The organism is Candidatus Kuenenia sp., from assembly GCF_039794105.1.
Classification (GTDB): Bacteria; Planctomycetota; Brocadiia; order Brocadiales; family Brocadiaceae; genus Kuenenia.
In genome coordinates this window covers 15,505-38,343 of the sequence record NZ_JBDIWA010000031.1, presented here as the reverse complement: position 1 = coordinate 38,343, position 22,839 = coordinate 15,505, and the positions used below count along the sequence as shown (strand labels likewise).

The window sequence follows — 22,839 nt, the reverse complement described above, 5'->3', positions numbered from 1 at the left end:
GCGTACCAGCGATTCGTTTGGAAACAAGCCGTTTCTGTGGCTGCAGTGTTATAATCACGACGCTGTCAAAGTTTTCCATAAGCACATAATATACAAAGATATGTTAAAAACGTGAACTGTTACAAATATTATAAGTAGTTGTCATTATTGGTCGGGGTGGCGGGATTTGAACCCACGACCTCTTGAACCCCATTCAAGCGCGCTACCAAGCTGCGCTACACCCCGACTTTGGGAATACTATCTTATTTTCCATCTATTATCAACTTTAAATCTCTTCATTATAGATGTGTTGTTTTTCTGAATATGAGATGAAGGGAAATTGTTCGGCGCTGCAGTGCGGTATATTGCCTCTATTTTACAAAGGGACACCGCCTTATTTCCCAATGCAAAATTCACAAGATATTTCTTCCAAAATACTCTCTACCTGGTCTTCTTTCCCTGCAAACAATTTCATTGAAAAATCATTTTCCTCTATATCTTTCTTGCTTAATACGGCATGGGCATAGTATTTATTCTCCAAAATATCTGCAAGTTTGACAATTTCTATCAGCCGTTGTGAACCGGCTGGAAACTCCTTCACGCTATCGAAAGAGTGATGATAGTGTATTACGTCAATGAGTCTTTGCGGGAAATTCCACTTATTTGTTATTAATTCTCCAATTATTGTATGGTCAAAACCAAAAATCTTTATTTCCGCATCAATAGCATCTATCTGTTTTTCATTAACTTCTTGCTGTAATGTTAAATAGGCGTCCGGATACACATTTATAATAAATGCCTTGCCAATATCGTGGATGATTCCTGAAACTGCCGCATCATTAAAAAGATTCCTTTGTAAATGCTTTGCCAAAATCATGGATGCAGCAGATACCTGCATTGTGTGTTTCCACAGAAAATCATCTTTTGTTTTCAAATCTTTCATGATATTTTTCAGGGCATGTTCAATAACAAGAAATTGCAACCCTATTAAACCTAACGTGACAATCGCATCCTTTAAACTTTCCGCCTTTTTTGCCCTCCCGTAAAAAGAAGAATTGGCCACCTTAAACACCCGGGAAACGACTCCTTGATCTTTTTCGACCAACGAGAGGATTTCGTTAATATTTACCTTTGCTTTGCCAATTAAAGTATTTAATTCAATGACAACAGTAGGAGCGCAAGAAATATTTCCCGCTACATCCAAAATTTCTTCGGCGCTATATTTAGTCATAGTGACAACACCATATTTTTAAATTGTTTGCCGCGTTCTTCATAGTTATTAAACATATCATAGCTAGCGCAGGCTGGCGAGAACAATAAAACGCCTCCCGGTGTTGTAAGGGTATTTGCTGTTTGAAAGGCGTCTTTTAAGGTATTTGCAATGCATACATGGGGGTATTCTTTTTCCCCCTTTTTTAAAGAAATAAGTACCTCTATCTTGTTTGCAGTCTTTCCAATAAGAACAACAGCTTTACAGCAATTTGCACAAACTGCGGCAAATTCCTCAAAATCGCTTCCCTTATCGTATCCTCCAGCAATAAGCACAGAGTCCTTAAAACTCATAATTGCGGCAATTGCAGATTCGGGAGTGGTTGCTTTAGAATCATTATAATACATGACGCCTTTTGCCTCTCTTACAAATTCCAAACGGTGTTCTAATCCACAAAAAGAAGTAACTGTTTTTTCAATGGTTTGTTTGTTTGCGCCGTGTAAATATGCTGCACACGCTGCTGCAAGTACATTGTGGAGATTGTGGTCTCCAGGAAGTTTGATTTTTGATACACAGGGTATCGAAATGGTATTCCCATTTATGGATATTACAATATGTTCGTTTTCACGAAATGCGCCATTTTCTACCGGTTGTTGTGTGCTGTACCACAAAACACGGCCATTACATTCTTTTTCCCATGTTCTCAGCTCCGGGTCATCGTAATTCAGAATGGCGGAATCACTCTGCTTCTGATGCAAGATAATATTCTTCTTTGCATGGATATAAGAATCAATGTCTTTATGCCTGTCCAGGTGGTTGGGAGAAATATTTGTTACTATACTTATACAGGGACTCTTTTTAATTGAAGAGAGCGATTCCAGTTGAAAACTGGATAGCTCCAGCACCACAATATCCGCAGGCTTCATTTCTTCGAGTTGCAGAAGCAGTGATTTACCGATGTTGCCGCCAACCCATATCTTATTGGAGGTTTGTTGCAAAATGTCGCCAATCAGTGTAGTTGTGGTGGATTTCCCGTTGCTGCCGGTTACTCCAATTGTGAAAGCGGGACAAAGTTTAAAGAATATGTTCATTTCTGTGTCAATGGGAACGCCGTTTTCCCTTGCAATTTGTATGAATTTTGAATCCATGGGAACTGCAGGGCTGACGATGACCATATCGGTATTGATAAAATCTTCCTCTCTGTGTTCGCCCAGCCGGTAAGTAATCTGCAGATTTTCAAGATGCCGCAGGGATTGTGAAAGGTCTGTTTTACTCTTTATATCCGTTACCGTGACATGCGCCCCCTGCCTTGCAAGAAATTGTGTTATGCCAATGCCGCCCCCAAACACACCAAGTCCCATAACGGTAATTCTTTTATTTTTAAATTCTATATACATTTCACTTGTTTTGTTTATTTCACTCAAAATTAAAAGGAGAAATCGTAACACTTTCGTTTTTTGAAAAACGTAAGAGCGAGAGACGAAGCACGAAGCACGAAAGACGAGAGACGAAGTATGTCCGTAGTCCATCGTCTGTCGTCTGTCGTCCGTCGTCCGTCGTCCGTCGTCCATACATCGTGCGGAAAACAGCGCTATTATTGGAATTTTTCGAAAAACTAAAGTGTTACGAGAAATCCGTATCCCTGATTTCTCCACTAAGGAACTGGTTGTTCCTGTGAAGCTTATAGATAAAACGTTTCTCAAAAGACGCAATCCAGATGATTTTTTTGCGATGCTTTTAACACTCCAACAGGCAGCGTAATGTCTGAATATAACCATTCAATGATTTATTTGCAATAGTGGTGAAGCCGAAAACTATTTGTTTTGCTTGAATTCTCATCAACAAAGTCTTTATCAAAGAACGAAAAACTCTCACAAGAATATTTTAAAATCAAATCCGCTCGATTTAAGAAAAAAATCGCCGCTTAATTTTTAACAAAGTAATGTTTTAAAAAGAGAATTGACAAAGTTACAGCAAAAAATATAATGGTAAACATATGTCCACCAATGAAGAAAAATTAACGGATACTGCTTTAACAAAAAAACAGGCGGATTTTCTAGCCTTTTTGAAAACATCTCTTCGGGAAAAAGGGTATCCGCCTACGGTACGCGAGATTATGCAAGGGATGGGCCTTTCCAGCACCAATATCGTCAAAAAGTACCTTGACATCCTTGCCCGTAAAGGACACATCAAAAAACAATATAACAGTCCCAGGGCTATTGAAATTATAGAAGCCCCGGCTGAAAATGCAGAGACGAATCTCATCCCCATTGTTGGAAGGGTCAAAGCAGGCGCTCCTCATCCGGCAATAGAAGATATTACGGGATATCTTGCAGTAGATAAAACAATCTGCCGTACCGGAGACGCATTTTTTTTGCGAGTTGAGGGAGACAGCATGATTAATGCTCATATACAGGAAGGCGACCTCGTCCTGGTGAGGCCGCAACCGGTTGCCAATAACAGGGAAATTGTAGTTGCCCTCATAAATGACGAGGCCACGGTCAAAAGATTCTATAAGAAGGGAAATACGCTGGAATTGCGCCCGGAACATCCAACGATGAAACCCATTGTACTCCAGGGAGAACAAGATGAGGTTCGCATCATTGGAAAGGTTACTGCGGTGGTGCGGTTGTTAGAGAAGTTACAACAATGATTTCCGGAGGGATAACGGTATGATTACAGAAGTTCATGAATCGATCAAAGTAGGGGCGATTTTTGGTGATAACAAAAAAAAGCTCAAACCCGTTTGGTTTATTTGGAACGGCACAAAATATACAATTCGGGAAATTACCTACATCTGGACGGAAAGGGTTGGAAAAACGGTGATACACTACTTTACGGTTACCGAAGGCGCCAATTTTTTTTCCATCTCCTATAACACTGATACCCTGTTATGGATACTCCATTCCATTTATACCTAAATTGGAGAAAAAAGTTAATAACTATGTAATACCTCTTCCCAAATTCCAAAAGCGTCGAATATAACCCTCTGTTTTTTTGATAATTCCAGACTGGGACAAATGAACCTTGTTGTCTCAAAAGTGGGGACAACTTATCACATTTTGCCTATTTTATGCTCAATTTATTACTGTTTTTCTATTAAAGTGGGAAATTCATATCGTGAAATAGGATAAAATTGCCCATTTGACCCAGTCTGACTGTTGAGGAAAGTTTTAAAACAATGAAGGGCTAAAGTCGTAACGCACAGATATTAAAAGCGATACGATTTCTGCTTGTCGAAGTTGGGTTAAGCTGGCATAGCCAGAACCATTAAATATTTTGCCAAAAAATGCAAAGAAATTACTGATAAGGTATTAAAGGAAGAAGAAAGAACTATGCATGTTGCAAACCATTTCTTATGGTGAACAGCGTGATTTCAGGCCGCGCAAAAAACCGTACCGGCAAATTAGATACGCCTATGCCCCTGTTTACATACAGTAGCGTATTTCTTTCACGAAAGAGACCCGCAGCATAACGAGCCCCAAATTTTGAGTAAACGATAGGCGGTCCATAAAAGGGGAAACACACTTGTCCCCCGTGAGTATGACCGGATATAACAAAATCGACATCTTCATGCCGGATTATTTCAATTGCGTCAGGATTATGTGCCAGTAAAATCTTTGGATTCTCATCCATTCCTTTCAGGGTTTTTTTAACATCTATTTCACCCTGCCAGAGATCATCTATGCCCGCAATAAATATATACTCGTCATCCCTATATAAAACAATATGCTCATTTATGAGTAAGCGAATACCATTTCTATGCAATTCGTCATAGGTGCTTCCCTTATCATCATGATTTCCAAGGATAGCGAAAACTCCCTCTTTTGCCTTCAATTCAGATAATTCTTTTGCCACCGAAGGGAGATAATCGTTGCTGCCAAAAACATAGTCTCCCGTCAGGACTATTACATCAGGACATAACGCATTGGTCTTGTGGACACAATTCCGTATAAAATCCTTTGATACATATTCACAATGGTGGATATCTGAAAGTTGTGCTATCCTTAAACCTTCAAATTTCGCCGGTAAATCCTCAAGCTTAATGGTAACGTTGTTTATTTCTACCCACCTGGGCTCTAAAAAATGGCCATAACTCCCTACTGATACCATACCCAGTACACATCCGCCTGCTCCTTTTATAAACGTTCTTCTTGAAATCATACTGGCAATATTTTCCGGATCTAAAAAAAAGACAGGTTAATTTGCAGGAACTCTTTTAAAAACAAAATGGTTATCTGTTTTTTCTGCATTCATGAACAAAACACTGCAATACATCCGTTTCCGTTATCAAGCCAAGAAGAGTATTTTTACCTTCAACCACCGGCAAACAGCCAACCTTTTTATCAATCATAATCTGTGCAGCATCTTCAATTGTAGTGTCCGGCGAAATGGCAACGACGTTTTTTGTCATTACCTCCGCAACTTTAACAGAATCAAGAAAAGTCTTATTTTCTTCCCAATTCGTAACAATGGAAGTCAGCGACGCCTTGTAAAGATCTCTTTGCGTCAAAATGCCCACTATTTCTTTTCCATTTACTACAGGCAAATGCCTGATTCTCCCCAAATACATAATATCTTCGGCAAAGCCAAGCTTTGAATCGGCATTAAGGGTGACCAACTGTTTACTCATTATTTCCTTTACTAACATCTTTTCCCTCCATTCTAATAGCCTCTTCCAATTTTTTATTCCACTCCGTTCCATAATGGTGCTGAAGATTCCCTTTTATCTTCTCATCCCATCTCCTGTAAGCGTCTTCTATCGTAGTAATAGGCTGGTGTTTTTCGGATAAATATAAAATATTTTCTGTTCGTTTCGGCAGAGGAATCAGGATAAAATCCTGTTTCTCCGACCCTACGGATATATCCGCAAGACAAACTCCCTTTGCATTTAGCAATATTTCCCTTGTGGCGGAAACTTCATTGCCTGAGAATATTCCGCGCAAAGCGGTCAAATCATCCCTGATTGCGAAAAAGGCCTTCCATTCACGCTTATAGACAAGCTGCTGATAAGCGCCTGAAGTATTATATTCGTTATAAATGCATGGTCCTGTTATTTCCTGCCCGGAAGCGGCTCCGGCACAATCAGGATAATCCATGCATTGTACGGGCCTGTACTTATAAATCCTGCACCGCAAATCCATTTTTAACGACAAGGCTTCCGGGTCTGCCGAAATGATAACATCAAGAAACCGGCAAGATTCATACAATTCGTTCCTGCGCCCTTCGCTCATAGCCAACAATTTTACATGCCGAAAGCCTGACCCTCTTTTTAGAAAATATTTTATAAAGCCGATATGCCCGCTGTTTGCAGGAATCACACAGGTAAAACAACACATTCCATCGGAACACATGCTTTCGGCAAAGGCAATATTGTAACCGCTCTCATTCATGGTATGGCTTTTATCCACTCGCAATTAATTGATTTTTGATACCCGTAATCAGGGATAACTATGTGGTTTCAAGATATTTTTTCTGTTCCCACTCCGTTACCTGAATCCTGTATTCATCCCATTCGGAAAATTTTGAATGTAAATATATTTGATAGGTATGTAAACCCAGCGCCCTCTTCATCAACTCGCTCTGTTCTAATTCATGCAATGCCTCCCCCAAAGACCCAGGCAACGTTGCAATATTACGGTATGCCAGTTCCTCCTTATTAAATTCATACACATTTTCTTCCGTTGCCTTTGGCAATTCAAGCTTTCTTTTTATACCATCCAGGCCTGCTTCCAGCATTACTGCCAAAGCAAGATAGGGATTGTTGCTTGGGTCAGGACACCTTAGCTCAGCCCTTGTTGCCTGCTCCCTGCCGGGAGAATATCTCGGCACCCTGATAAGGGCAGATCTGTTTTTCTGTCCCCAGCATATATACACCGGCGCTTCATATCCCGGAACCAATCTCTTATAGGAATTCACGGTTGGAGAAAGTATTGCGCTCATCGCCCTTACATGCTCCAGTTGTCCGGCAATAAAATGCTTTGCGTTCCTGCTTAATTTATACGTGTCATTTTCATCAAAAAAAATATTGGTGTTTGTCCTTATATCAAAAAGGCTCTGATGACAATGCATCCCGCTGCCACATATCCCAAAAATCGGTTTCGGCATAAAGGTAGCATAGAGATCATGCTTATGTGCAATGGATTTTACCACCTGTTTGAAGGTCAGGGCATTCTCCGCCGTCCGCAACGCTTCTGCATATTTAAAATCAATCTCATGTTGACCTGGAGCTACTTCGTGGTGGCTCATCTCCACATTGATACCCATTTTCTCAAGGGTAAAAATAATATCCGCCCTCACATTCCCCGCAAGGTCCCTGGGAGAAAAATCAAAATAACTTCCTACATCATGTGGGGTGGGCATAACGGCCCCGTCATTCTTCGGTTTAAATAGGAAAAATTCCAGTTCAGGCCCCACGTTATATTCAAAATTCATATCACTGGCATTTTTAATCGCCCTCTTTAATATGTAACGGGGATCTCCCTCAAAAGGCGAACCTTCAGGCATATAAACATCACAGAACAGCCTCGCAGTCACAGCAACCGTCTCCCAGGGAAGCAACGCATATGTACTTGCATCGGGTTTTAAAAACATATCACTTTCACAAATCCTTGTAAAACCTTCAATTGATGAACCGTCAAACCACAACCCTTTCTCCAAAGATTCCGGGAACTTTTCAATTGGTATGGTAACTGCCTTTACACTGCCGTTAATATCGGTAAATTGTAACTGAACAAGCTTTACCTTATCGTCTTTTGCCCGGTTAATTACTGCCAAATCAATATGTTCACCCGACATGCAATCTTGCCTTTCTCTGGTTAAAAACAGATTTTACTAAAATTGTTTTCCATGGTAAATTTCTCTGCAATGAAAATTTTGACCAAACAATCGTAATCTTTTGAATAGAATGGATTGAAGAAGCAATTTTAATTGTAACAGTTACAAAAAACAAGGATTTTATACACCGCTACAGGCAGTTGCGGAGCGAACTTATTAATAAATTGTGGTAGTTTGTTATTGGTCATTGGTCATTGGTCTTTCGTCTTTCGTCCTTGATTATGCACCGCAAGAGGTTCTCCTTGACACCAAAAACTTCCCTTGTTAAACTTCTTCCGGGATTTCCGATTTGCAATAGTGTGCAGTAAAAAAATATATTGTAATCATTAATAAACTTATTCGTATATTCAAATACCCATGGGGAAAATTGTAGCTGTCTGCGTAAGCGAAAGAAAAGGTATCCAGAAACGAAATATAGGCAAATGCAGGGCAATTAAACACTATGGCCTTGAGGGAGATGCCCATGCAGGAAAATGGCACCGCCAGGTAAGTCTGCTTGCAACGGAAAGCGCCGACGTGATGCGTAATAAAGGTTTAGAGATAAAAGACGGCGATTTTGGAGAAAATATTGTCACCAGCGGCATAGAACTAAAATCGCTTCCTGTTGGAACTACGCTAAAAATCGGAAATGATATTATCATAAAGATATCCCAAATCGGCAAATTGTGCCATGACCGCTGCGCCATTTATTACAAGGCGGGCGACTGTATCATGCCGCGGGAAGGGATTTTTGCAGAAATCCTTAGCGGCGGAATTATTAAAGCCGGAGATGAAATTTTAATACATGAAGATCCCCCTGGGGTATAAACTATGATTCGCGCCGCAATAGTAACATTGAGCGATAAAGGGTCAAAAGGGGAGCGCGAAGACAAAAGCGGAGAGGTTATCCGTACGATGCTCCAACAAATCAATACATCCATTGTCGCATACGAAATAATCCCCGATGAAAAAGACCTCATTATCAAAAAACTCCGTGAATTCTCCAAACTATCCGATCTTATCATCACAACCGGAGGTACTGGAGTCGGCCCTCGCGATATCACGCCTGAGGCAACACGGGCGGTGATAGAAAAGGAATTGCCCGGCTTCGGAGAAGCAATGCGTATGGAAGGGATGAAGCACACACCAAGGGCAATGGGTTCCAGGGCGGTGGCAGGGATATATCAGCAAACCCTTATCATAAACCTTCCCGGAAGCCCGAAAGGCGTTGAGGAAAACCTCTCTGTCGTTCTGCCGGTTATTCCTCATACCATAAACCTTATCAAAGGCGCCGTTACAGATTGCGCCAAAGACCGGGAGCAACACCCCCACAGGTAGCCACCCGAAATTGCAGAAAATTGAATGTCTCTCCTCTTCAAAACTGCATCAAAAACAACGACATCGCCCCCACAAACAGCACTCAGTCTGTTGAAAAGCATATTCCCTATAAGCTCCATAGGAACAATCTGTGTATGAAGGGTTCAGGGTACAGACATAAAAAACATAGAAGAAATGGTAGGTCAAAATTTGTTATAAAAGAAAAAAGCCATAAGAGTTTGGTCTCTTATGGCTTTTTCAAATCATATATGACCCCATGGGGATTTGAACCCCAGTTCACAGATCGAAAATCTGTTGTCCTAGACCAGGCTAGACGATGGGGCCATTTATGCACAATAGTAAATGAGGGCAGATGGACTCGAACCATCGACACCCGCCTTAAAAGGGCGGTGCTCTACCGACTGAGCTATGCCCCCATTATACAGAAATGTATGAAGATTGCACGCAAAAAATAAAATTACAAAGGGAAAAAAATGATAATATACGTTTCAAACGGTACGTTTATACCTTGAGTATTTCTTCAGTCTTTTTTTTGATTAAATCATTTACCTTAGTTTCAAAGTCTCTGATAATTTTTTGAATTTCATCCTTGGCGCGTTTGACGTCGTCTTCTGTTAAAATATTTTCCTTCTTTTCTTTATCCGCTTGTTTATTTGAATCCTGCCGTATATTACGCAAAGAAACCTTTGTTGATTCCCCAAAATCTTTTACGGTTACGGAGAGTTTTTTTCTCCTCTCCTCATTAAGCGGAGGAACAACAATGCGCAGGGTTTTAGCTTCAACAGAAGGGGTCAGGCCGATGTCTGATTGGATGATTGCCTTTTCGATATTAGATACTATAGTAGTATCGTAAGGTTTTATCAGGATTGACTGTGCATCAGGTGTGGAAATCACCGCAAGTTGCTTTAAGGGGGAAGGGTTCCCGTAGTATTCAACCCGTATATTTTCTACCAGGCCAGTGCTTGCCCTACCGGTTCTTATTCCTTTCAGATCATCTTGCAAATGGGCGATAACCTTTTCCATTTTTGCCTTTGTTTCTTTGCAAATCGAATCTATTGACATATCGGTTAATTTCCTATAAAAGTACCAACAGATTTTCCCAAAACAGCCTTTTCAATATTTCCCTTTTTATTCATGTTTAATACGATTATTGGCAATTTGTTTTCCATGCTCAATGATACAGCAGTCATGTCCATTACGCCTAATTGCCGGTTTAATACTTCGGCATAGGTCAGTTTGCTTAACAGCTTTGCGGATGGATTCTTAACTGGATCATCTGTATACACGCCGTCAACTCTTGTGGCTTTAAGCATCACGTCGGCATTAATTTCTATCGCGCGTAAAGCAGCCGCGGTATCGGTTGTGAAATAGGGGTTTCCCGTTCCTCCCGCAAAAATAACAATATTTCTTTCTTCAAGATACCGTAAACAATTTCGTAAAATAAAAGGTTCTGTAATATTCTTAATTTCAATTGCGCTTATTACATGCGTTTTCATATTGCACTCTTCCAGGGTGTCCTGTAAAAGCAATGCATTTAAGATGGTGGCAATCATCCCCGCCTGATCCGCCACAATTCTGGATTTTCCCGAACGGCCAAATTTAGCGCCGCGCAACACGTTGCCGCCGCCAACAACAAGCGCCGTTTCAGCGCCGAGTGATAAAATCTTTTGTATCGTCTTGGCAAATGTTGCAAATTTTTCAGTATCAATGCCTTTTCCGTTTTCACCACCAAAGCCTTCACCACTAACTTTCAATAAGATACGTTTATACTTGATTTTCTTATTTTTCGGCATAATGGTTGTGTGCGGCAATCTAAACTGCTAGCTATTTCCCCCTACTTCCAGCCTGGCAAAGCGATTAATTTTGATATTTTCCCCTATTTTTGCGATAATTGCAATTAATAAATCCTGAATAGTTTGTGAGTCGTCTTTTATAAACGGTTGTTCCAGCAGACATCTTTCCTTATAAAAATTTTCCAGCTTTCCCTTAACGATTTTTTCAGAAATATCAGCTGGTTTTCCTTTAGCGTCCTCCATAAAAACCCTTTTTTGTGCTTCCACAATTTCCGCAGAAATATCTTCCCTTTTTATTGCTATTGGATTGGTTGCAGCAATTTGCATGCAAATATCTTTTAAAAACTGCTGAAAGACCTCATTTCTTGCCACGAAATCTGTTTCACAATTCACCTCAACCATTACGCCTATTTTCCCGTTAGTATGAATGTAAGAACCTATTCTGCCTTCGGCAGTTGTTCTTTGTTCTTTCCCGGAAGCTTTGGCAAAACCTTTCTTTTTTATAATTTCCAGTGCTTTATCATAATCGTCATTTACTTCATCCAGGGCGTTTTTGCACTCTAATATTCCCGCGCCTGTTTGTTCACGCAATTTCATAACACTCGCTTTATCTGCCATCGGTATCCTCCAAAATAATATAGCTACGAACTATCATTGCTGCGAAGCCGGTAATCTTGTTATTACAAATAATCAAGCGGAACATCTTGAGATGTGTATCTTTAAAGGCAGTTGTTAGATTGGCAATCCAAGGATATACAAACTCTGAATTTCACGAAAAATGGAAGGGCTTTCGTAAAAACCTGATTAATCTTTTGTCAGCGTAACAAGTTGTTCTTTTCCGGCAAGAACGGCGTCTGCTACCTTAGATAAAAAGAGATTGATCGACCGTATCGCATCGTCATTCCCAGGAACACAAATATCCACCATATCAGGGTCGCAATCGGTATCCGCCAGGCAAACAGTTGGTATACCCAACTTTTTTGCCTCTTTTATAGCGTTGTGTTCATATCTTGGGTCCACTACCACAAGTGCTCCTGGAAGTTTGGTCATATTGCGAATGCCTTCCAAATTGGTAAGTATTTTCTTGTATTCTCTGTTGAGGGAGGAAATCATCTTTTTACTGTATTGGTTGATTTCGCCTGTCTCTTTCATTTTTTCCAATTCTTCAAGACGTTCTAAACGACTCCTGATAGTATCAAAATTTGTCAACGCGCCACCAAGCCATCTTTCGCTGACATAATGCATGCCACACCGCTTTGCTTCTCGCACGGTAATATCCTGCGCCTGCCACTTCGTGCCGACAAACAATATATCTTTCTTTGTTTGCACCAAGTTCGTTACAAATCGGCAAGCAGTGATAAGACCCTTCACCGTTTCCCGTAAATTAATGATATGAATCAGATTTTGCTTGCCGAAGATAAAAGGTTTCATCTTTGGGTTCCACCTGCTTGTTCTATGTCCGAAATGAAACCCTGCTTCGACTAATTCTTGAATATTCACAATAGACAAATAACGCCCTTTCCAGATTGAGATAATAAAAGAAAATAAAGGAATTTTTCAGAAAAGATGAGATTATAGTCATTATAGGCAGGTTGTCAAGTATATTTAATTATAACCACACGGCAACGTCAAAGTCACCCTACGAAAGACGCGAATCAGGAATTTGTGCCAAAAGCTCCTGTCAATAATTTGTTACCTGGAGAAAATAAAAAAGCCCAACCACAAGAAGATTCCTCAAAGAAGCCATTGCCCTTGGGGCATTTTTAGTGCGTATTCGAGAATGTCCTTCACGGAAAGCGGTATCACGCACATAATGAAGTCCATTTTCTATTGACTAGTGTCCGTGGGAAAACTTAACCCAACTTCGACAAATTTATCATGAAAAAGGCAACAAATTGAGCATGTAATAGTCATAACCTATTGGTATGGTTGAATGTTGCTTTTGGTGTTCGCAAAAAAAATATAAAATCACCCATGAGAACTCAAAGATGTAGTGCCGAAAAATGAAGGACTAAAGCCGTAACATATTAAAATTAGAGGCGATACAATTTCTGTCTGTCGAAGTTGGGTTAGGTATTATTTTTTAAAATGTGCAATTATTATTTGCCCTTGTATTTATATAAAAAGCGCAAAGAGAAAATAGTACTCACAAAAGAAAGGGTAAATCCATTGGCAAGCACAATGATTATATCTCTTAAATGTAACCCGTAAACTAACCACATACTGCAGCCGAATAGTAAAAGGGATAACATTATCGGGGAAACATCATTTAATTCCTTTGTCTTTATCCCGCGGATGATTTGCGGGATAAAACCTACTGTCGTACACAATGCTGCAATTGTTCCTATTATAGACCATGTCATATATATTTCCCCGTTTTTTTTGTTATTATCAAATAATTGTTAAAGCATACCAAAAAGGATTGCAAAAAGTAAGATCAAACGCTATATTTGACGATTTAATGGGCGGTAAGGAATGTGAAAGAACAATGAGAAAAAAAGGGGGATAAAAGATAAATGGGCGGAATAAGAAACATGATAAAGGCATTACATCCGGCTTACTTTGCGTTTGTCATGTCAACAGGCATTATATCTATAGCGTCAAATATGTTGGGAATAACACCGGTAGCACTGGGGTTGTTTTATTTAAACATTGCTGCATATGCGGTTATATTGACGATCCAGATACTGAGGATAACTATGTACTGGAGTTTACAATACGCAGACATATCAAATCCGAAACTTGGACTGGTTTATTTTACGATAGTAGCCGGAACAAATGTGCTTGGAGCGCAGTTTGTGAACATAGTCAACTGCCCGTGCGTCGCCAAGGCATTGTGGTTTTTTGGAATATTTCTGTGGGTGGTGATCACCTTAACAACATTCACCTTGTTATTTTTGAAAAACGAACAGCGGATAGAGAGCACAATACACGGGGGGTGGTTGATATCGGCGGTAGGCACGCAGTCGGTTGCGGTACTTGGTGCATTATTATCGCCGCGTTTTGCAGAGACGTCAAACTTTATCCTGTTTTCCTCGATGGTATGGTGGATGATAGGATGTTTCTTATACGTGGTGATGATAACGTTAATAACGTATCGGTTAATATTTTTCAAGATAGCGCCGGAGGTGTTGGTGCCTCCGTACTGGATCAACATGGGAGCAGTGGCGATAACTACGCTTGCGGGGGCAGCAATAAGTTTAAGCATCCCGAAGATAGGAGGACCGTTTTTAGAGATGGGAGGATTTGTCAAGGGATTTTCTGTGTTTTTCTGGTCATTTGGAACGTGGTGGATTCCGTTGTTGACAATACTAGGGATATGGAAGTACTTGTATAACCGAACGCCGTATAAGTATACTCCGCTGTACTGGGGACTGGTGTTTCCGTTGGGAATGTATACGGCATGTACGCTAAAGCTGGCAGAGGCGCTGGGGATAGGATATATATCAAACATATCAAAGGTATTTATATATATAGCGTATATTGCCTGGCTGATAGTGTTCGCGACTATGATTCGTTCTTTTCTTAAACCGGCTCCGGCAAAGCAATAGCGCAATGCCAGTTTCCTGGAGTCTTTTAGCAAACCACACGATATTTTTTTTGTAATAATTTAGTTTTTTGGAAAATTCCAATAATAACGATGTTTACCGCACTGTGTAGGGGCGAAGCATTTGCATGTTTGAGTATGAACGCATGTATGCCAGTTATCGCAAATGCTTCGCCCCTACTTTTGGAACGGTTTTTTTTCCATTTCATAGCACTAAAGTATTATAAATTTCATCTCTTTCACCTCTAAGATAAAATCCTTACGTTATGTTGAATGGCTTAACAGAAAAACAGCCTCTGTCTGACATAGATTATGCGAAAAAAGTATTATTACTCGAGTCAGAAGCAATAAAAAATCAGATTCATCGTATTGACAATCATTTTCAAAAAGCCGTAGACATCATATTTACGTGTTCCGGCAGGGTCGCAGTTACCGGGGTTGGAAAGGCTGGCATTATTGGACAGAAGATTTCGGCCACTTTGGCAAGCACCGGCACTCCTTCCTATTGGATTCATTCTTCCGAAGCCAGACATGGCGATCTTGGTAAAATTGTTGCCAGCGACATTGTACTAGCGTTGTCAAACAGCGGCGAAACAGAGGTGGTGTTGCTTTTGCCATTTCTGAAACAAATGGGAACAAAGATAATCTCCGTTACGGGCAATAATAAATCTTCACTGGCGCTGCATAGCGATGTCGTTCTTGATATTGGAAATGTTGAAGAAGCCTGCCCTTTAGGCATTGCTCCTTCTTCAAGTACAACGGCGATGCTTGCCATTGGGGACGCCCTTGCGTTAACGATATTTAAAAAGCGGAATCTTAGCAAAGAGGAGTATGCCTTTTATCATCCTGGCGGAGAACTTGGAAGAAAATTACTACCGGTTGAAGTTGTTATGCGCAAAGGCAGGGAAAATCCTGTAGCGGATGAAGATATGCCTCTGCTGGATGTCCTAGGCATTATGACGGAAACAAAAGGTAACCCGGGCGCAGTGAGTATTGTTGATAAAAATAACCGGTTGACCGGGTTTTTTACGGACGGAGATTTGAGAAGGCTTTTAAGAGAAGGGACGTCATTTTTATGTAAGACAATAAAAGAGGTTATGACCCCCTCTCCCAAGGTAATCAATAATCGTTGTTTAGTTGAAGAGGCATATAAAATACTGAGAGAAAACAAGATTGACCAAATTCCTGTGGTTGACGATTTTCATACACCAGTCGGCATTTTTGATGTGCAGGATTTATTGGAGGTTAGATTTTAAATACGGTGAAAGAGATAAAACTTGTTATTATTGACGTTGATGGTGTTTTAACAGATGGCTCGATCTTTATTGATAGTGAAGGGCGGGAATCAAAGATTTTTAACGTGCTGGACGGCACGGGTATATCTTATCTTCATCGTGTCAATATTAAAACGGCAATAATTAGCGGAAGAACGAGCAAGGCAGTAGATCACCGGGCAAAAGAATTGAATATCGCAGAGGTGCATCAGGGAATCAAAAATAAACTGGACGTTTATGATAATATCCTTGGTAAATATTCGCTTAAAGATGAAGAGGTGTGTTATATTGGCGACGACCTCATAGACCTTCCCATATTTTACCGCGCCGGTTTTCCCGTTGCGGTTGCCAATGCCATGCCTGTGGTAAAACAATATTCTTCTTACGTTACAAAAGCCAAAGGCGGATGTGGCGCTGTAAGAGAAGTTGCGGAGAAGATAATTAAATTTCAGGATAAATGGCATATTATAATGGAACGATATCAGAATAATCGTAACACTTTAGTTTTTTGAAAAAGTAGGGGCAAAGCATTTGTCCGTTTGAGTATGAACACATTTATGACAATTTACAGCAAATGCTTCGCCCCTACACTATGCGGCAAACATCGCTATTGTTGGAATTTTTAAAAAAACTAAAGTGTTACGAATAATCAGATTGTGAAGACAAACCATCAATAAAGATTTTAAAATTCTCATGAGAAACAGCTGTATATATCCAATGTCTTTTTTGCCGTTGTTTTCCACATAAATGAAGAAGCGTGCCTCTTACCTTTATTCGATAAATCTTTTCGCAACCCCTCATCTGTAAGTATTCTAAGCATATTATTTTTGATTTCATCTACATTATAAGGGTTAACAAATAAACTATTGTCTTTAAATATTTCTTTGAAAACCTGTATATCAGAGATTAGTGTTGGTAAGCCACATGCTATTGCCTCAAGAATTGGAAAGCCAAATCCCTCGTAAAATGACAGAAAGGCAAAACATTTTGCACCTCTATACAAAGGAATTATGTCTTTTCCCGGTATATAACCGGTAATTATAAGATCGTTTCGCGTGCCATAAAGTGATAATAATTGTTTTGATGAGCCCTCATCCTTTCCCACCAGAACTAATTTTAGCTGGTTAAAATCTTTATTTTCTTTTTTTAGTTTTATAAATGCTTCTATTAAACGCCCAAGGTTTCTTCTGGGATGAAGGCTTCCAACGGATAATATGTACTCTCCCTTTATATTATATTTATTTAATACAGTCGTTATGTTATTGACATCTATATCTTCTAAAAATCTCCTGTTTATCCCATGATATATTACACGTATCTTATCAGGGTTTATCCGATAGTATTTTACGATTTCAGCTTTCGAAAATTCTGATACGGTGAGGATGATATCTGCATTTCTTGCGGATTTGTAATAATAGTATCTACGAATAAAATCAGATTTGTATGAGTACCATTCTGGATTTACTGCGTAACTGATGTCGTGGATCGTGACAATGGTATTTTTAATCTTTAGAAAAGGTGTCGTATATGACGGTGCATGAAAGACATCAACGTTATCTTTCATGAGTTTGAAAGGTAAACGAAGGGTGCTCCATAAAAAGTTGTTCCTAATGGGAATCCTTACTACTCTTTTTTCTACCCTTGAATCTTCTAACCAGGGCAATGGAGGTATTTGTTTTTCAAAATAACAAATAAACCTGCAGGATTGATTTGCCAATTCAAGAACATGCTGTATAAGGTTGGATAAGTATACACCAACCCCCGTTTTTTCCCCTTCCAAACAACGGCAATCTATTCCTATTTTCAATTAATTACCCTTTTCAAACTCGGTTATTTGCCGCAAAAACGCTGAAGAAATATTCTACGAAACTTTTGACATTACGGGACAAGACCCTTATAAACAGACAGCGTCTCTCTTGCCATCTTTTCCCACGTAAACTGCTTTGCTCTTTCCAATCCTTTGCGAATCAAGTCTTTCCTTAGCCCACTATCGGCTAAAACATTATATATTGCATTTGCTATATTGTCTACATCATGGGGATCTATTAAAAGCGCTGCATTTCCAGCGACTTCTGGGAGAGAAGATACATGAGAGGTAACCACAGGTGTGCCACATGCCATGGCTTCCAATACAGGCAGGCCAAATCCTTCGTAAAGGGAAGGCAATACAAAAAGATCTGCACCGCTGTATAAATAATTAATATGTTGGCCAGGAATAAATCCTATAATTTTTACATGTTTTTCTAATCTCAGTTTTTCTATGGATTCAAACACAGCCTTTACCTCGCTTAAATAAGTTCTCCCAAAAACCTCTCCGGCTAACACTAGCGAATGCATGGTATGATGCCTTTCTAAAAATCTACCAAAACCAACTAATAGATTATGGATATTTTTCCTGAAATCTGCACCCCCTATATATAGGATGTAGTTATCTTTAATGCCGTATTCTTTTTCTATTATTTTCCTGGCCTCTGGTTTATCTAATGGAAGAAGATTATGCTGTACTCCTTCATAAATGACCTTAATACGATTGGGCGGCATCTCCACATATCTTAAAATATCCCTCTTAGTTGTTTCTGAGGGAGAGATAATCATGTCCACCTTGTTGAGCATCTTAATTCCCTGCTTAAGCGCAAAACGATAGTCAAAGGAATATGTATTTTTATAGGAATTCCAAAAGACAAAGGGGATCATATCGTGCACAGTAACAACATATTTATACCGCTTAGCCGACAAGTGAGATGGCCAACTGGTTATTTCGTTGGCATGGAATAAGTCAATATTGTCTTTATTCAAAGCCTTATGCAAAAATAATCTGTCCCAAAACCAGTGAAGCCTTTCTGGTCTTTTTGGTCTATACAAAGGATGCTCAATCCATTTTTTGATTTTATCTTCACACAAATGGGGATAATATTCTCTTAGATTTAATGGTGTACCATTTCGGAGGGAATAAAAAACATATTCATTTTCATAATCATTAAGCGTTAATACATTAACAAGATTACGAAGGTAAGAACCAATTCCTCTATATCTCGATGTTTTTTGTAGTGGTCGAATATCAATGCCGATACGCATGGAAATTTTTTAAAATACCCCACACTTCTTTTATCTCCTCCCGTTGAATGCCCTTAATCACAATGAGAATTGAGAGATATATTATAATTAATACTGAAACCGCCGCGAATATGTTTTTTATATCCCAAAAATATACAATACATATTGTTGGAAGTGATGCAGCGAATGGCCTGATTGCTAGTTGGAATAGAGGAATACAAAATCCTTTCTTTTTAATACTTCTATAATATAACACAAAGATAAAAGCTTCTGTAATTACCGTACTGATGGCGGCGCCATTCAAATCAAGCATTGGAATGAAAAGACAATTGCACGCAACATTGAGCACAAGACCCATTACGGCATAGAGTGTATATTCCTTACTCGTTTTAAAGGTTGAAATCAATAAGTAACTAAAGATATTACTGATAAAGGTAAATAAGATAGTCCATGAAAGTATCCGTAACGAATTTACTGCATTACCATAGGCTTTTCCATAAAGTAGATTAATAATTGCAGGAGCGCTTAAGGTTAATGTCATAGCAATAGGAAGTGCAATAATAATCATCAATTTACAGCTTTTTTGGCATAAGGTATTTAACAAAGGAGTAGGTGTATCAATATATTGTTTTGCCATGATGGGAAATATTGCACTCATATATGCACCTGGTATAAAGGCCAATGTATTTGTCAATCGATAAGCGGCTGTATATTCTCCTACGGAAACATCCCCTTTCATAAAGGAAAGAAGTGAGACATCGATCCTGTTGTAAAATGACCAGCAAACAGCACCGATTCCAATGGGCAATGAGTAGAACAACATTTCTTTACAAAAAGGAATATCTATCGTTAATTTTGGAATAAAAAATTTCTTGTAAAGGATAAAGAGATTCGTATTAAACACAACAATTCCCGCAATACAATTTATACATGCAAGCGTAATAATATTTTTACCCATAAACAAGGCAATAATAGCCAGTGATACATTTACAACAAAAAACAGTATCATCGTCATGCTAATGTATTGTAGCCTTTCATAAGATTGGAAAACGGCATGAAATGTGGTATTTAAAGAGAACAAACAAAGGCCAAGACTTAAAAGATATGTAGTAATTGTTGTATCGGGGGGATAATTTAAAATTGATATTATAAAAGCTATGATAGTTAAAACACAGATTCCTAAGAGTAATTTTAATACAAAAAGATTTATAAAATACCGATGGGCTGCCTCCTTTTTCCTGGATATCTCCTTAACAGCATAATTAAATAACCCAAGGTCTGTAACGGCAAGGAACATCTGGGTAAAAGCCATCGCAAAGGATAATTTACCGAATTGTACATTTCCAAGATATCGCGCTGCAACGACGAGGTAAACCATCTGAAGTAAAATGTTCGTTACCTGTGCAATGAAGACGAATACGGTATTTTGTACTATCCTTGTTTTAGTAATGGTATCCATTAGATATAATAATTTGGCGCTTAGCGATTTACCATTTTGTAAAAATTATGATTTATGAATTGAGATTTAAAAAGCAAATCAAAAATCGCAAATCATCAAATCAGAGAAATTGGTAGGTCAACCGTCTCGGTTGATCAAATCAAAGGCGATAAACGGAGGTTGGACTAGCGAGACGCTTGTCCTACCAGCGCCGTCTCAAAAACCGCTTAAATAAGATGATAATTCCTATACAATAAATCTAAAATCTTTCCTGTTCCGGATCATCAAGACTGGGAATTAAGGGGAATAAAGCCTTTTTCTTGAAAAGATATATACCATCGTCTTGGAAAACGATGGTGTGTGTTTTGGGAATTTCTTTAAGTAAAATGTCATATTTTTCATTATCTATATGATCTCCAACATATTTCAATCGTTTTTCATCTAAAATAATATAGTCGGCTTGTTCATACTCATAGGGAAACACATAGAATATATCTCTCTTTGCCAGGCGGCTTGTATAGACAGAATTTTGAACGCAAACGGAAACACCTTCCGGAATCATGCTTATTGCAGTATTTATTTTCATGCTATGCGAGGAAACCATATAATTTTTGAAGGAATACGGGTTAACCGTTTTTGTGTACTCCCAAAATAGGTACGAAATAGGTGACGCCCCAATAGTAATGTTAAACCATACAGAAACAATACACACGCTACTTATCGCAATACTAAGTTTTTTTGCACTTAATTTTTTTAAACCATAAACAAACGATATAAAGATAAAAGGTATTATAGATGCCGAGTAATGATTATTGATAGCATAATGTAACGGACATGCTGACAAAAGCTGGATGGCAAAAGAGGGCACGGTCAAAGCTAGTGTTGAAGGGCTGAGAAAAGGCATAAATAACAGCGGGGCAAATAATACATAAATAAACAAAAACTTCTTCAGGTTCATGAGTTCTTTGATAACAATCAATGGATTCCCGATAAAGGTCTTTATTATGCCAGAAAAACTATTGCCAAGATAAGAGTAACTGCCGCCCTGTGACTGAATCACAGGGTTTATTCCCTCGTAATATTGAGGGAGTATTATCTTTGCATGAATAAAAAAAAGCATCACACTAAGTGTTGATACACAGAATCCTGTTTTATACCATTTATATCGTATTGCTGTGTAGACACCCAGCGCTGCTACTCCAAAGAGAAACGGCTCTTTAACCAATGAAGATAATACCGCAGTAAAAAGGAACCATCCTTTTTTATTCGTTTCCAAAAAATAAAAGCATAAAAGGATGAGCACTATGAATACATGGTCAGGATGGAAATCGAAGAGATTGTTGTATTCCACTGCAGTAAACAGAAAAAATATTATTACAACAAAAAGGGACGATTTGTTGTTCTTTAAATGGTGATTGGATAAACAATATAATGGGATCGATGCCAGGGCAATAGTGACGGTTTGCAAGATTAAGAGGGTAATCGTTGATGGAATAACCTTGTAAATAAGGGCGTGTATGAGCAGGATGGGAGAGAAATGGCCATTAATAAGATATTCGAATTTACCATTATGGGCAATCTGCCATATCCTGTTTTCATAAAAACCCAGGTCTGCAATGGTGCTGTGAAGCGATATGTAACGCAGACAGGACAAGGAACCAAAGATTACCGTATATGTAGTTGTAATTATCCATAAAAATCTCTTACCAGCGGTATTATCAAAATCATTTCCCAGAGAAAAGAACCTTTTTTTCTTAGGAAAATATTTTGAATGAAAAAAGAAAATACATAATACGAATACCGGCAGGAATGAAAGGTATTTAAACAAAATTGTAATCATGTATTTTATTCATAGTTTATATATGCAGATTTTACAGATTTTTATTTTTCTCTGCGGAATCTGCATTATCTGTGGATTCGCATTTTCTTTGTTTTATCAATTGATAAAATTCTACCCCTACACCCGTTACAAGCAAGAAATAGGCAATATTGGCAATCTGTTCCGCAACGGGTTCCAATTTGATAATGAGGAGAAAGGCGCAGAAAAGCAGCAGTATCATAAAAAGCATGATGTAAGGCGCCGATGGTTTTTCCTGGAAATAACGCCATTTCCTGATCAGACGGGGCCTAACCCTTCTCACAATAGAAACGATAATAACCATGATGATAATATGTGCCCCATCCGGTAATCCCTTTGCAGACTTCTTTAATCCGCTAAACAGAGAGATTATGAGTAATAAAGCCCAGAATGAGTACCAGCACCATGGCCATGCCTTAGACTGCGTCCACTTTTTGATAATACGAACTGTTGTGCCCTTTAATCCCGTCAAGTTCTCTTTAATGATTTTTATATAATTTTGTCTATTTGACATTTTGATATCTGCAATCTT

The 22,839-nt window shown here is 38.9% G+C and carries 23 protein-coding genes and 3 tRNA genes; 7 read left to right on the top strand and 19 right to left on the bottom strand.

The window, feature by feature from the left end:
* Positions 1 to 148: 148 nt before the first annotated feature.
* From ABJL82_RS13175 to murD, 3 genes are all read right to left on the bottom strand, one after another.
* Positions 149 to 225: transfer RNA gene (locus ABJL82_RS13175), tRNA-Pro, on the bottom strand.
* A gap of 148 nt (positions 226 to 373) precedes the next feature.
* Positions 374 to 1,210 carry an HDOD domain-containing protein gene (locus ABJL82_RS13170; RefSeq protein ID WP_347275156.1) on the bottom strand — a complete coding sequence of 279 codons (837 nt, stop codon included), beginning with the start codon at positions 1,208 to 1,210 and terminating at the stop codon, positions 374 to 376.
* On the bottom strand, positions 1,207 to 2,586 hold the full coding sequence (gene murD, locus ABJL82_RS13165) for a UDP-N-acetylmuramoyl-L-alanine--D-glutamate ligase (RefSeq protein ID WP_347275155.1): 1,380 nt from the start codon (positions 2,584 to 2,586) through the stop codon (positions 1,207 to 1,209). Before murD ends, ABJL82_RS13170 begins: the two co-directional genes overlap by 4 nt.
* A 599-nt stretch (positions 2,587 to 3,185) precedes the next feature.
* On the opposite strand from murD, the gene lexA reads away from it, so the two are divergent.
* Complete coding sequence (gene lexA / locus ABJL82_RS13160; protein ID WP_347275154.1) at positions 3,186 to 3,842, top strand: transcriptional repressor LexA; 657 nt, start codon at positions 3,186 to 3,188, stop codon at positions 3,840 to 3,842.
* 19 nt (positions 3,843 to 3,861) lie between these two features.
* A complete protein-coding gene (locus tag ABJL82_RS13155) occupies positions 3,862 to 4,110 on the top strand; it encodes a hypothetical protein (RefSeq protein ID WP_347275153.1) in 249 nt (82 codons plus the stop codon).
* Positions 4,111 to 4,522: 412 nt separating this feature from the next.
* Here the strand turns inward: ABJL82_RS13155 and ABJL82_RS13150 are convergent, their stop codons facing one another.
* The 4 genes from ABJL82_RS13150 to ABJL82_RS13135 form a co-directional block, all read right to left on the bottom strand.
* Positions 4,523 to 5,353 (bottom strand): metallophosphoesterase, encoded by an 831-nt coding sequence (locus tag ABJL82_RS13150; protein ID WP_347275152.1) that lies wholly within the window; start codon positions 5,351 to 5,353, stop codon positions 4,523 to 4,525.
* A 70-nt stretch (positions 5,354 to 5,423) separates the two neighbouring features.
* On the bottom strand, positions 5,424 to 5,840 hold the full coding sequence (locus tag ABJL82_RS13145; protein ID WP_347275151.1) for a CBS domain-containing protein: 417 nt from the start codon (positions 5,838 to 5,840) through the stop codon (positions 5,424 to 5,426).
* On the bottom strand, positions 5,815 to 6,582 hold the full coding sequence (locus tag ABJL82_RS13140) for a hypothetical protein (RefSeq protein WP_347275150.1): 768 nt from the start codon (positions 6,580 to 6,582) through the stop codon (positions 5,815 to 5,817). Before ABJL82_RS13140 ends, ABJL82_RS13145 begins: the two co-directional genes overlap by 26 nt.
* Before the next feature lie 58 nt (positions 6,583 to 6,640).
* Positions 6,641 to 7,987, bottom strand: a complete 1,347-nt coding sequence (locus tag ABJL82_RS13135; RefSeq protein ID WP_347275149.1) for a glutamine synthetase family protein — start codon at positions 7,985 to 7,987, stop codon at positions 6,641 to 6,643.
* 396 nt (positions 7,988 to 8,383) lie between these two features.
* Between ABJL82_RS13135 and ABJL82_RS13130 the strand changes: the two genes are divergently transcribed.
* Entirely contained in the window at positions 8,384 to 8,833 is a 450-nt protein-coding gene (locus ABJL82_RS13130; RefSeq protein WP_347275148.1) for an MOSC domain-containing protein, read from the top strand.
* 3 nt (positions 8,834 to 8,836) lie between these two features.
* Positions 8,837 to 9,343 (top strand): MogA/MoaB family molybdenum cofactor biosynthesis protein, encoded by a 507-nt coding sequence (locus tag ABJL82_RS13125; protein WP_347275147.1) that lies wholly within the window; start codon positions 8,837 to 8,839, stop codon positions 9,341 to 9,343.
* Positions 9,344 to 9,592: 249 nt separating this feature from the next.
* Here the strand turns inward: ABJL82_RS13125 and ABJL82_RS13120 are convergent.
* The 7 genes from ABJL82_RS13120 to ABJL82_RS13090 all read right to left on the bottom strand — a co-directional run bounded on the left by ABJL82_RS13120 (position 9,593) and on the right by ABJL82_RS13090 (position 13,499).
* Positions 9,593 to 9,667, bottom strand: a tRNA-Glu gene (locus ABJL82_RS13120).
* A 19-nt stretch (positions 9,668 to 9,686) separates the two neighbouring features.
* Positions 9,687 to 9,759, bottom strand: a tRNA-Lys gene (locus ABJL82_RS13115).
* Positions 9,760 to 9,844: 85 nt separating this feature from the next.
* A complete protein-coding gene (frr, locus tag ABJL82_RS13110; protein WP_347275146.1) occupies positions 9,845 to 10,405 on the bottom strand; it encodes a ribosome recycling factor in 561 nt (186 codons plus the stop codon).
* 5 nt (positions 10,406 to 10,410) lie between these two features.
* Positions 10,411 to 11,136: a UMP kinase gene (pyrH, locus tag ABJL82_RS13105; protein WP_347275145.1), complete on the bottom strand. Its 726-nt coding sequence runs from the start codon at positions 11,134 to 11,136 to the stop codon at positions 10,411 to 10,413.
* Between the two features lie 27 nt (positions 11,137 to 11,163).
* Positions 11,164 to 11,754 carry a translation elongation factor Ts gene (locus tag ABJL82_RS13100; RefSeq protein ID WP_347275144.1) on the bottom strand — a complete coding sequence of 197 codons (591 nt, stop codon included), beginning with the start codon at positions 11,752 to 11,754 and terminating at the stop codon, positions 11,164 to 11,166.
* Between the two features lie 186 nt (positions 11,755 to 11,940).
* Positions 11,941 to 12,636 (bottom strand): 30S ribosomal protein S2, encoded by a 696-nt coding sequence (rpsB, locus tag ABJL82_RS13095; RefSeq protein ID WP_347275143.1) that lies wholly within the window; start codon positions 12,634 to 12,636, stop codon positions 11,941 to 11,943.
* A gap of 599 nt (positions 12,637 to 13,235) precedes the next feature.
* Positions 13,236 to 13,499, bottom strand: coding sequence for a SemiSWEET transporter (locus ABJL82_RS13090; protein WP_347275142.1), 264 nt, complete (start codon positions 13,497 to 13,499; stop codon positions 13,236 to 13,238).
* A gap of 153 nt (positions 13,500 to 13,652) precedes the next feature.
* On the opposite strand from ABJL82_RS13090, the gene ABJL82_RS13085 reads away from it, so the two are divergent.
* From ABJL82_RS13085 to ABJL82_RS13075, 3 genes are all read left to right on the top strand, one after another.
* Complete coding sequence (locus ABJL82_RS13085) at positions 13,653 to 14,687, top strand: tellurite resistance/C4-dicarboxylate transporter family protein (protein WP_347275141.1); 1,035 nt, start codon at positions 13,653 to 13,655, stop codon at positions 14,685 to 14,687.
* Positions 14,688 to 14,949: 262 nt separating this feature from the next.
* Complete coding sequence (locus ABJL82_RS13080; RefSeq protein ID WP_347275140.1) at positions 14,950 to 15,939, top strand: KpsF/GutQ family sugar-phosphate isomerase; 990 nt, start codon at positions 14,950 to 14,952, stop codon at positions 15,937 to 15,939.
* Between the two features lie 5 nt (positions 15,940 to 15,944).
* Positions 15,945 to 16,469, top strand: a complete 525-nt coding sequence (locus ABJL82_RS13075; protein WP_347275139.1) for an HAD-IIIA family hydrolase — start codon at positions 15,945 to 15,947, stop codon at positions 16,467 to 16,469.
* Between the two features lie 179 nt (positions 16,470 to 16,648).
* Here the strand turns inward: ABJL82_RS13075 and ABJL82_RS13070 are convergent, their stop codons facing one another.
* From ABJL82_RS13070 to ABJL82_RS13050, 5 genes are all read right to left on the bottom strand, one after another.
* Positions 16,649 to 17,737, bottom strand: coding sequence for a glycosyltransferase family 1 protein (locus tag ABJL82_RS13070; protein WP_347275138.1), 1,089 nt, complete (start codon positions 17,735 to 17,737; stop codon positions 16,649 to 16,651).
* Positions 17,738 to 17,835: 98 nt separating this feature from the next.
* Positions 17,836 to 19,032 (bottom strand): glycosyltransferase family 1 protein, encoded by a 1,197-nt coding sequence (locus ABJL82_RS13065; RefSeq protein ID WP_347275137.1) that lies wholly within the window; start codon positions 19,030 to 19,032, stop codon positions 17,836 to 17,838.
* The gene (locus ABJL82_RS13060; protein ID WP_347275136.1) at positions 19,016 to 20,470 is read right to left on the bottom strand and encodes a flippase; all 1,455 of its coding nucleotides are present in this window, start codon (positions 20,468 to 20,470) and stop codon (positions 19,016 to 19,018) included. Before ABJL82_RS13060 ends, ABJL82_RS13065 begins: the two co-directional genes overlap by 17 nt.
* 238 nt (positions 20,471 to 20,708) lie before the next feature.
* Positions 20,709 to 22,289: a DUF2079 domain-containing protein gene (locus tag ABJL82_RS13055; RefSeq protein ID WP_347275135.1), complete on the bottom strand. Its 1,581-nt coding sequence runs from the start codon at positions 22,287 to 22,289 to the stop codon at positions 20,709 to 20,711.
* A 31-nt stretch (positions 22,290 to 22,320) separates the two neighbouring features.
* A complete protein-coding gene (locus ABJL82_RS13050; RefSeq protein ID WP_347275134.1) occupies positions 22,321 to 22,821 on the bottom strand; it encodes a hypothetical protein in 501 nt (166 codons plus the stop codon).
* Between the last annotated feature and the right edge of the window lie 18 nt (positions 22,822 to 22,839).

Excerpts from the sequence above, each read along its gene's own strand:
- ABJL82_RS13150 (WP_347275152.1), bottom strand. The coding sequence starts at position 5,353 with ATGATTTCAAGAAGAACGTTTATAAAAGGAGCAGGCGGATGTGTACTG.
- ABJL82_RS13100 (WP_347275144.1), bottom strand. The coding sequence starts at position 11,754 with ATGGCAGATAAAGCGAGTGTTATGAAATTGCGTGAACAAACAGGCGCG.
- ABJL82_RS13050 (WP_347275134.1), bottom strand. The coding sequence starts at position 22,821 with ATGTCAAATAGACAAAATTATATAAAAATCATTAAAGAGAACTTGACG.
- ABJL82_RS13155 (WP_347275153.1), top strand. The coding sequence starts at position 3,862 with ATGATTACAGAAGTTCATGAATCGATCAAAGTAGGGGCGATTTTTGGT.
- ABJL82_RS13060 (WP_347275136.1), bottom strand. The coding sequence starts at position 20,470 with ATGGATACCATTACTAAAACAAGGATAGTACAAAATACCGTATTCGTC.
- ABJL82_RS13145 (WP_347275151.1), bottom strand. The coding sequence starts at position 5,840 with ATGTTAGTAAAGGAAATAATGAGTAAACAGTTGGTCACCCTTAATGCC.
- ABJL82_RS13140 (WP_347275150.1), bottom strand. The coding sequence starts at position 6,582 with ATGAATGAGAGCGGTTACAATATTGCCTTTGCCGAAAGCATGTGTTCC.
- ABJL82_RS13130 (WP_347275148.1), top strand. The coding sequence starts at position 8,384 with ATGGGGAAAATTGTAGCTGTCTGCGTAAGCGAAAGAAAAGGTATCCAG.
- ABJL82_RS13085 (WP_347275141.1), top strand. The coding sequence starts at position 13,653 with ATGGGCGGAATAAGAAACATGATAAAGGCATTACATCCGGCTTACTTT.
- ABJL82_RS13135 (WP_347275149.1), bottom strand. The coding sequence starts at position 7,987 with ATGTCGGGTGAACATATTGATTTGGCAGTAATTAACCGGGCAAAAGAC.
- pyrH (WP_347275145.1), bottom strand. The coding sequence starts at position 11,136 with ATGCCGAAAAATAAGAAAATCAAGTATAAACGTATCTTATTGAAAGTT.
- frr (WP_347275146.1), bottom strand. The coding sequence starts at position 10,405 with ATGTCAATAGATTCGATTTGCAAAGAAACAAAGGCAAAAATGGAAAAG.
- ABJL82_RS13080 (WP_347275140.1), top strand. The coding sequence starts at position 14,950 with ATGTTGAATGGCTTAACAGAAAAACAGCCTCTGTCTGACATAGATTAT.
- murD (WP_347275155.1), bottom strand. The coding sequence starts at position 2,586 with ATGTATATAGAATTTAAAAATAAAAGAATTACCGTTATGGGACTTGGT.
- ABJL82_RS13065 (WP_347275137.1), bottom strand. The coding sequence starts at position 19,032 with ATGCGTATCGGCATTGATATTCGACCACTACAAAAAACATCGAGATAT.
- ABJL82_RS13125 (WP_347275147.1), top strand. The coding sequence starts at position 8,837 with ATGATTCGCGCCGCAATAGTAACATTGAGCGATAAAGGGTCAAAAGGG.
- ABJL82_RS13055 (WP_347275135.1), bottom strand. The coding sequence starts at position 22,289 with ATGATTACAATTTTGTTTAAATACCTTTCATTCCTGCCGGTATTCGTA.
- ABJL82_RS13170 (WP_347275156.1), bottom strand. The coding sequence starts at position 1,210 with ATGACTAAATATAGCGCCGAAGAAATTTTGGATGTAGCGGGAAATATT.
- ABJL82_RS13090 (WP_347275142.1), bottom strand. The coding sequence starts at position 13,499 with ATGACATGGTCTATAATAGGAACAATTGCAGCATTGTGTACGACAGTA.
- lexA (WP_347275154.1), top strand. The coding sequence starts at position 3,186 with ATGTCCACCAATGAAGAAAAATTAACGGATACTGCTTTAACAAAAAAA.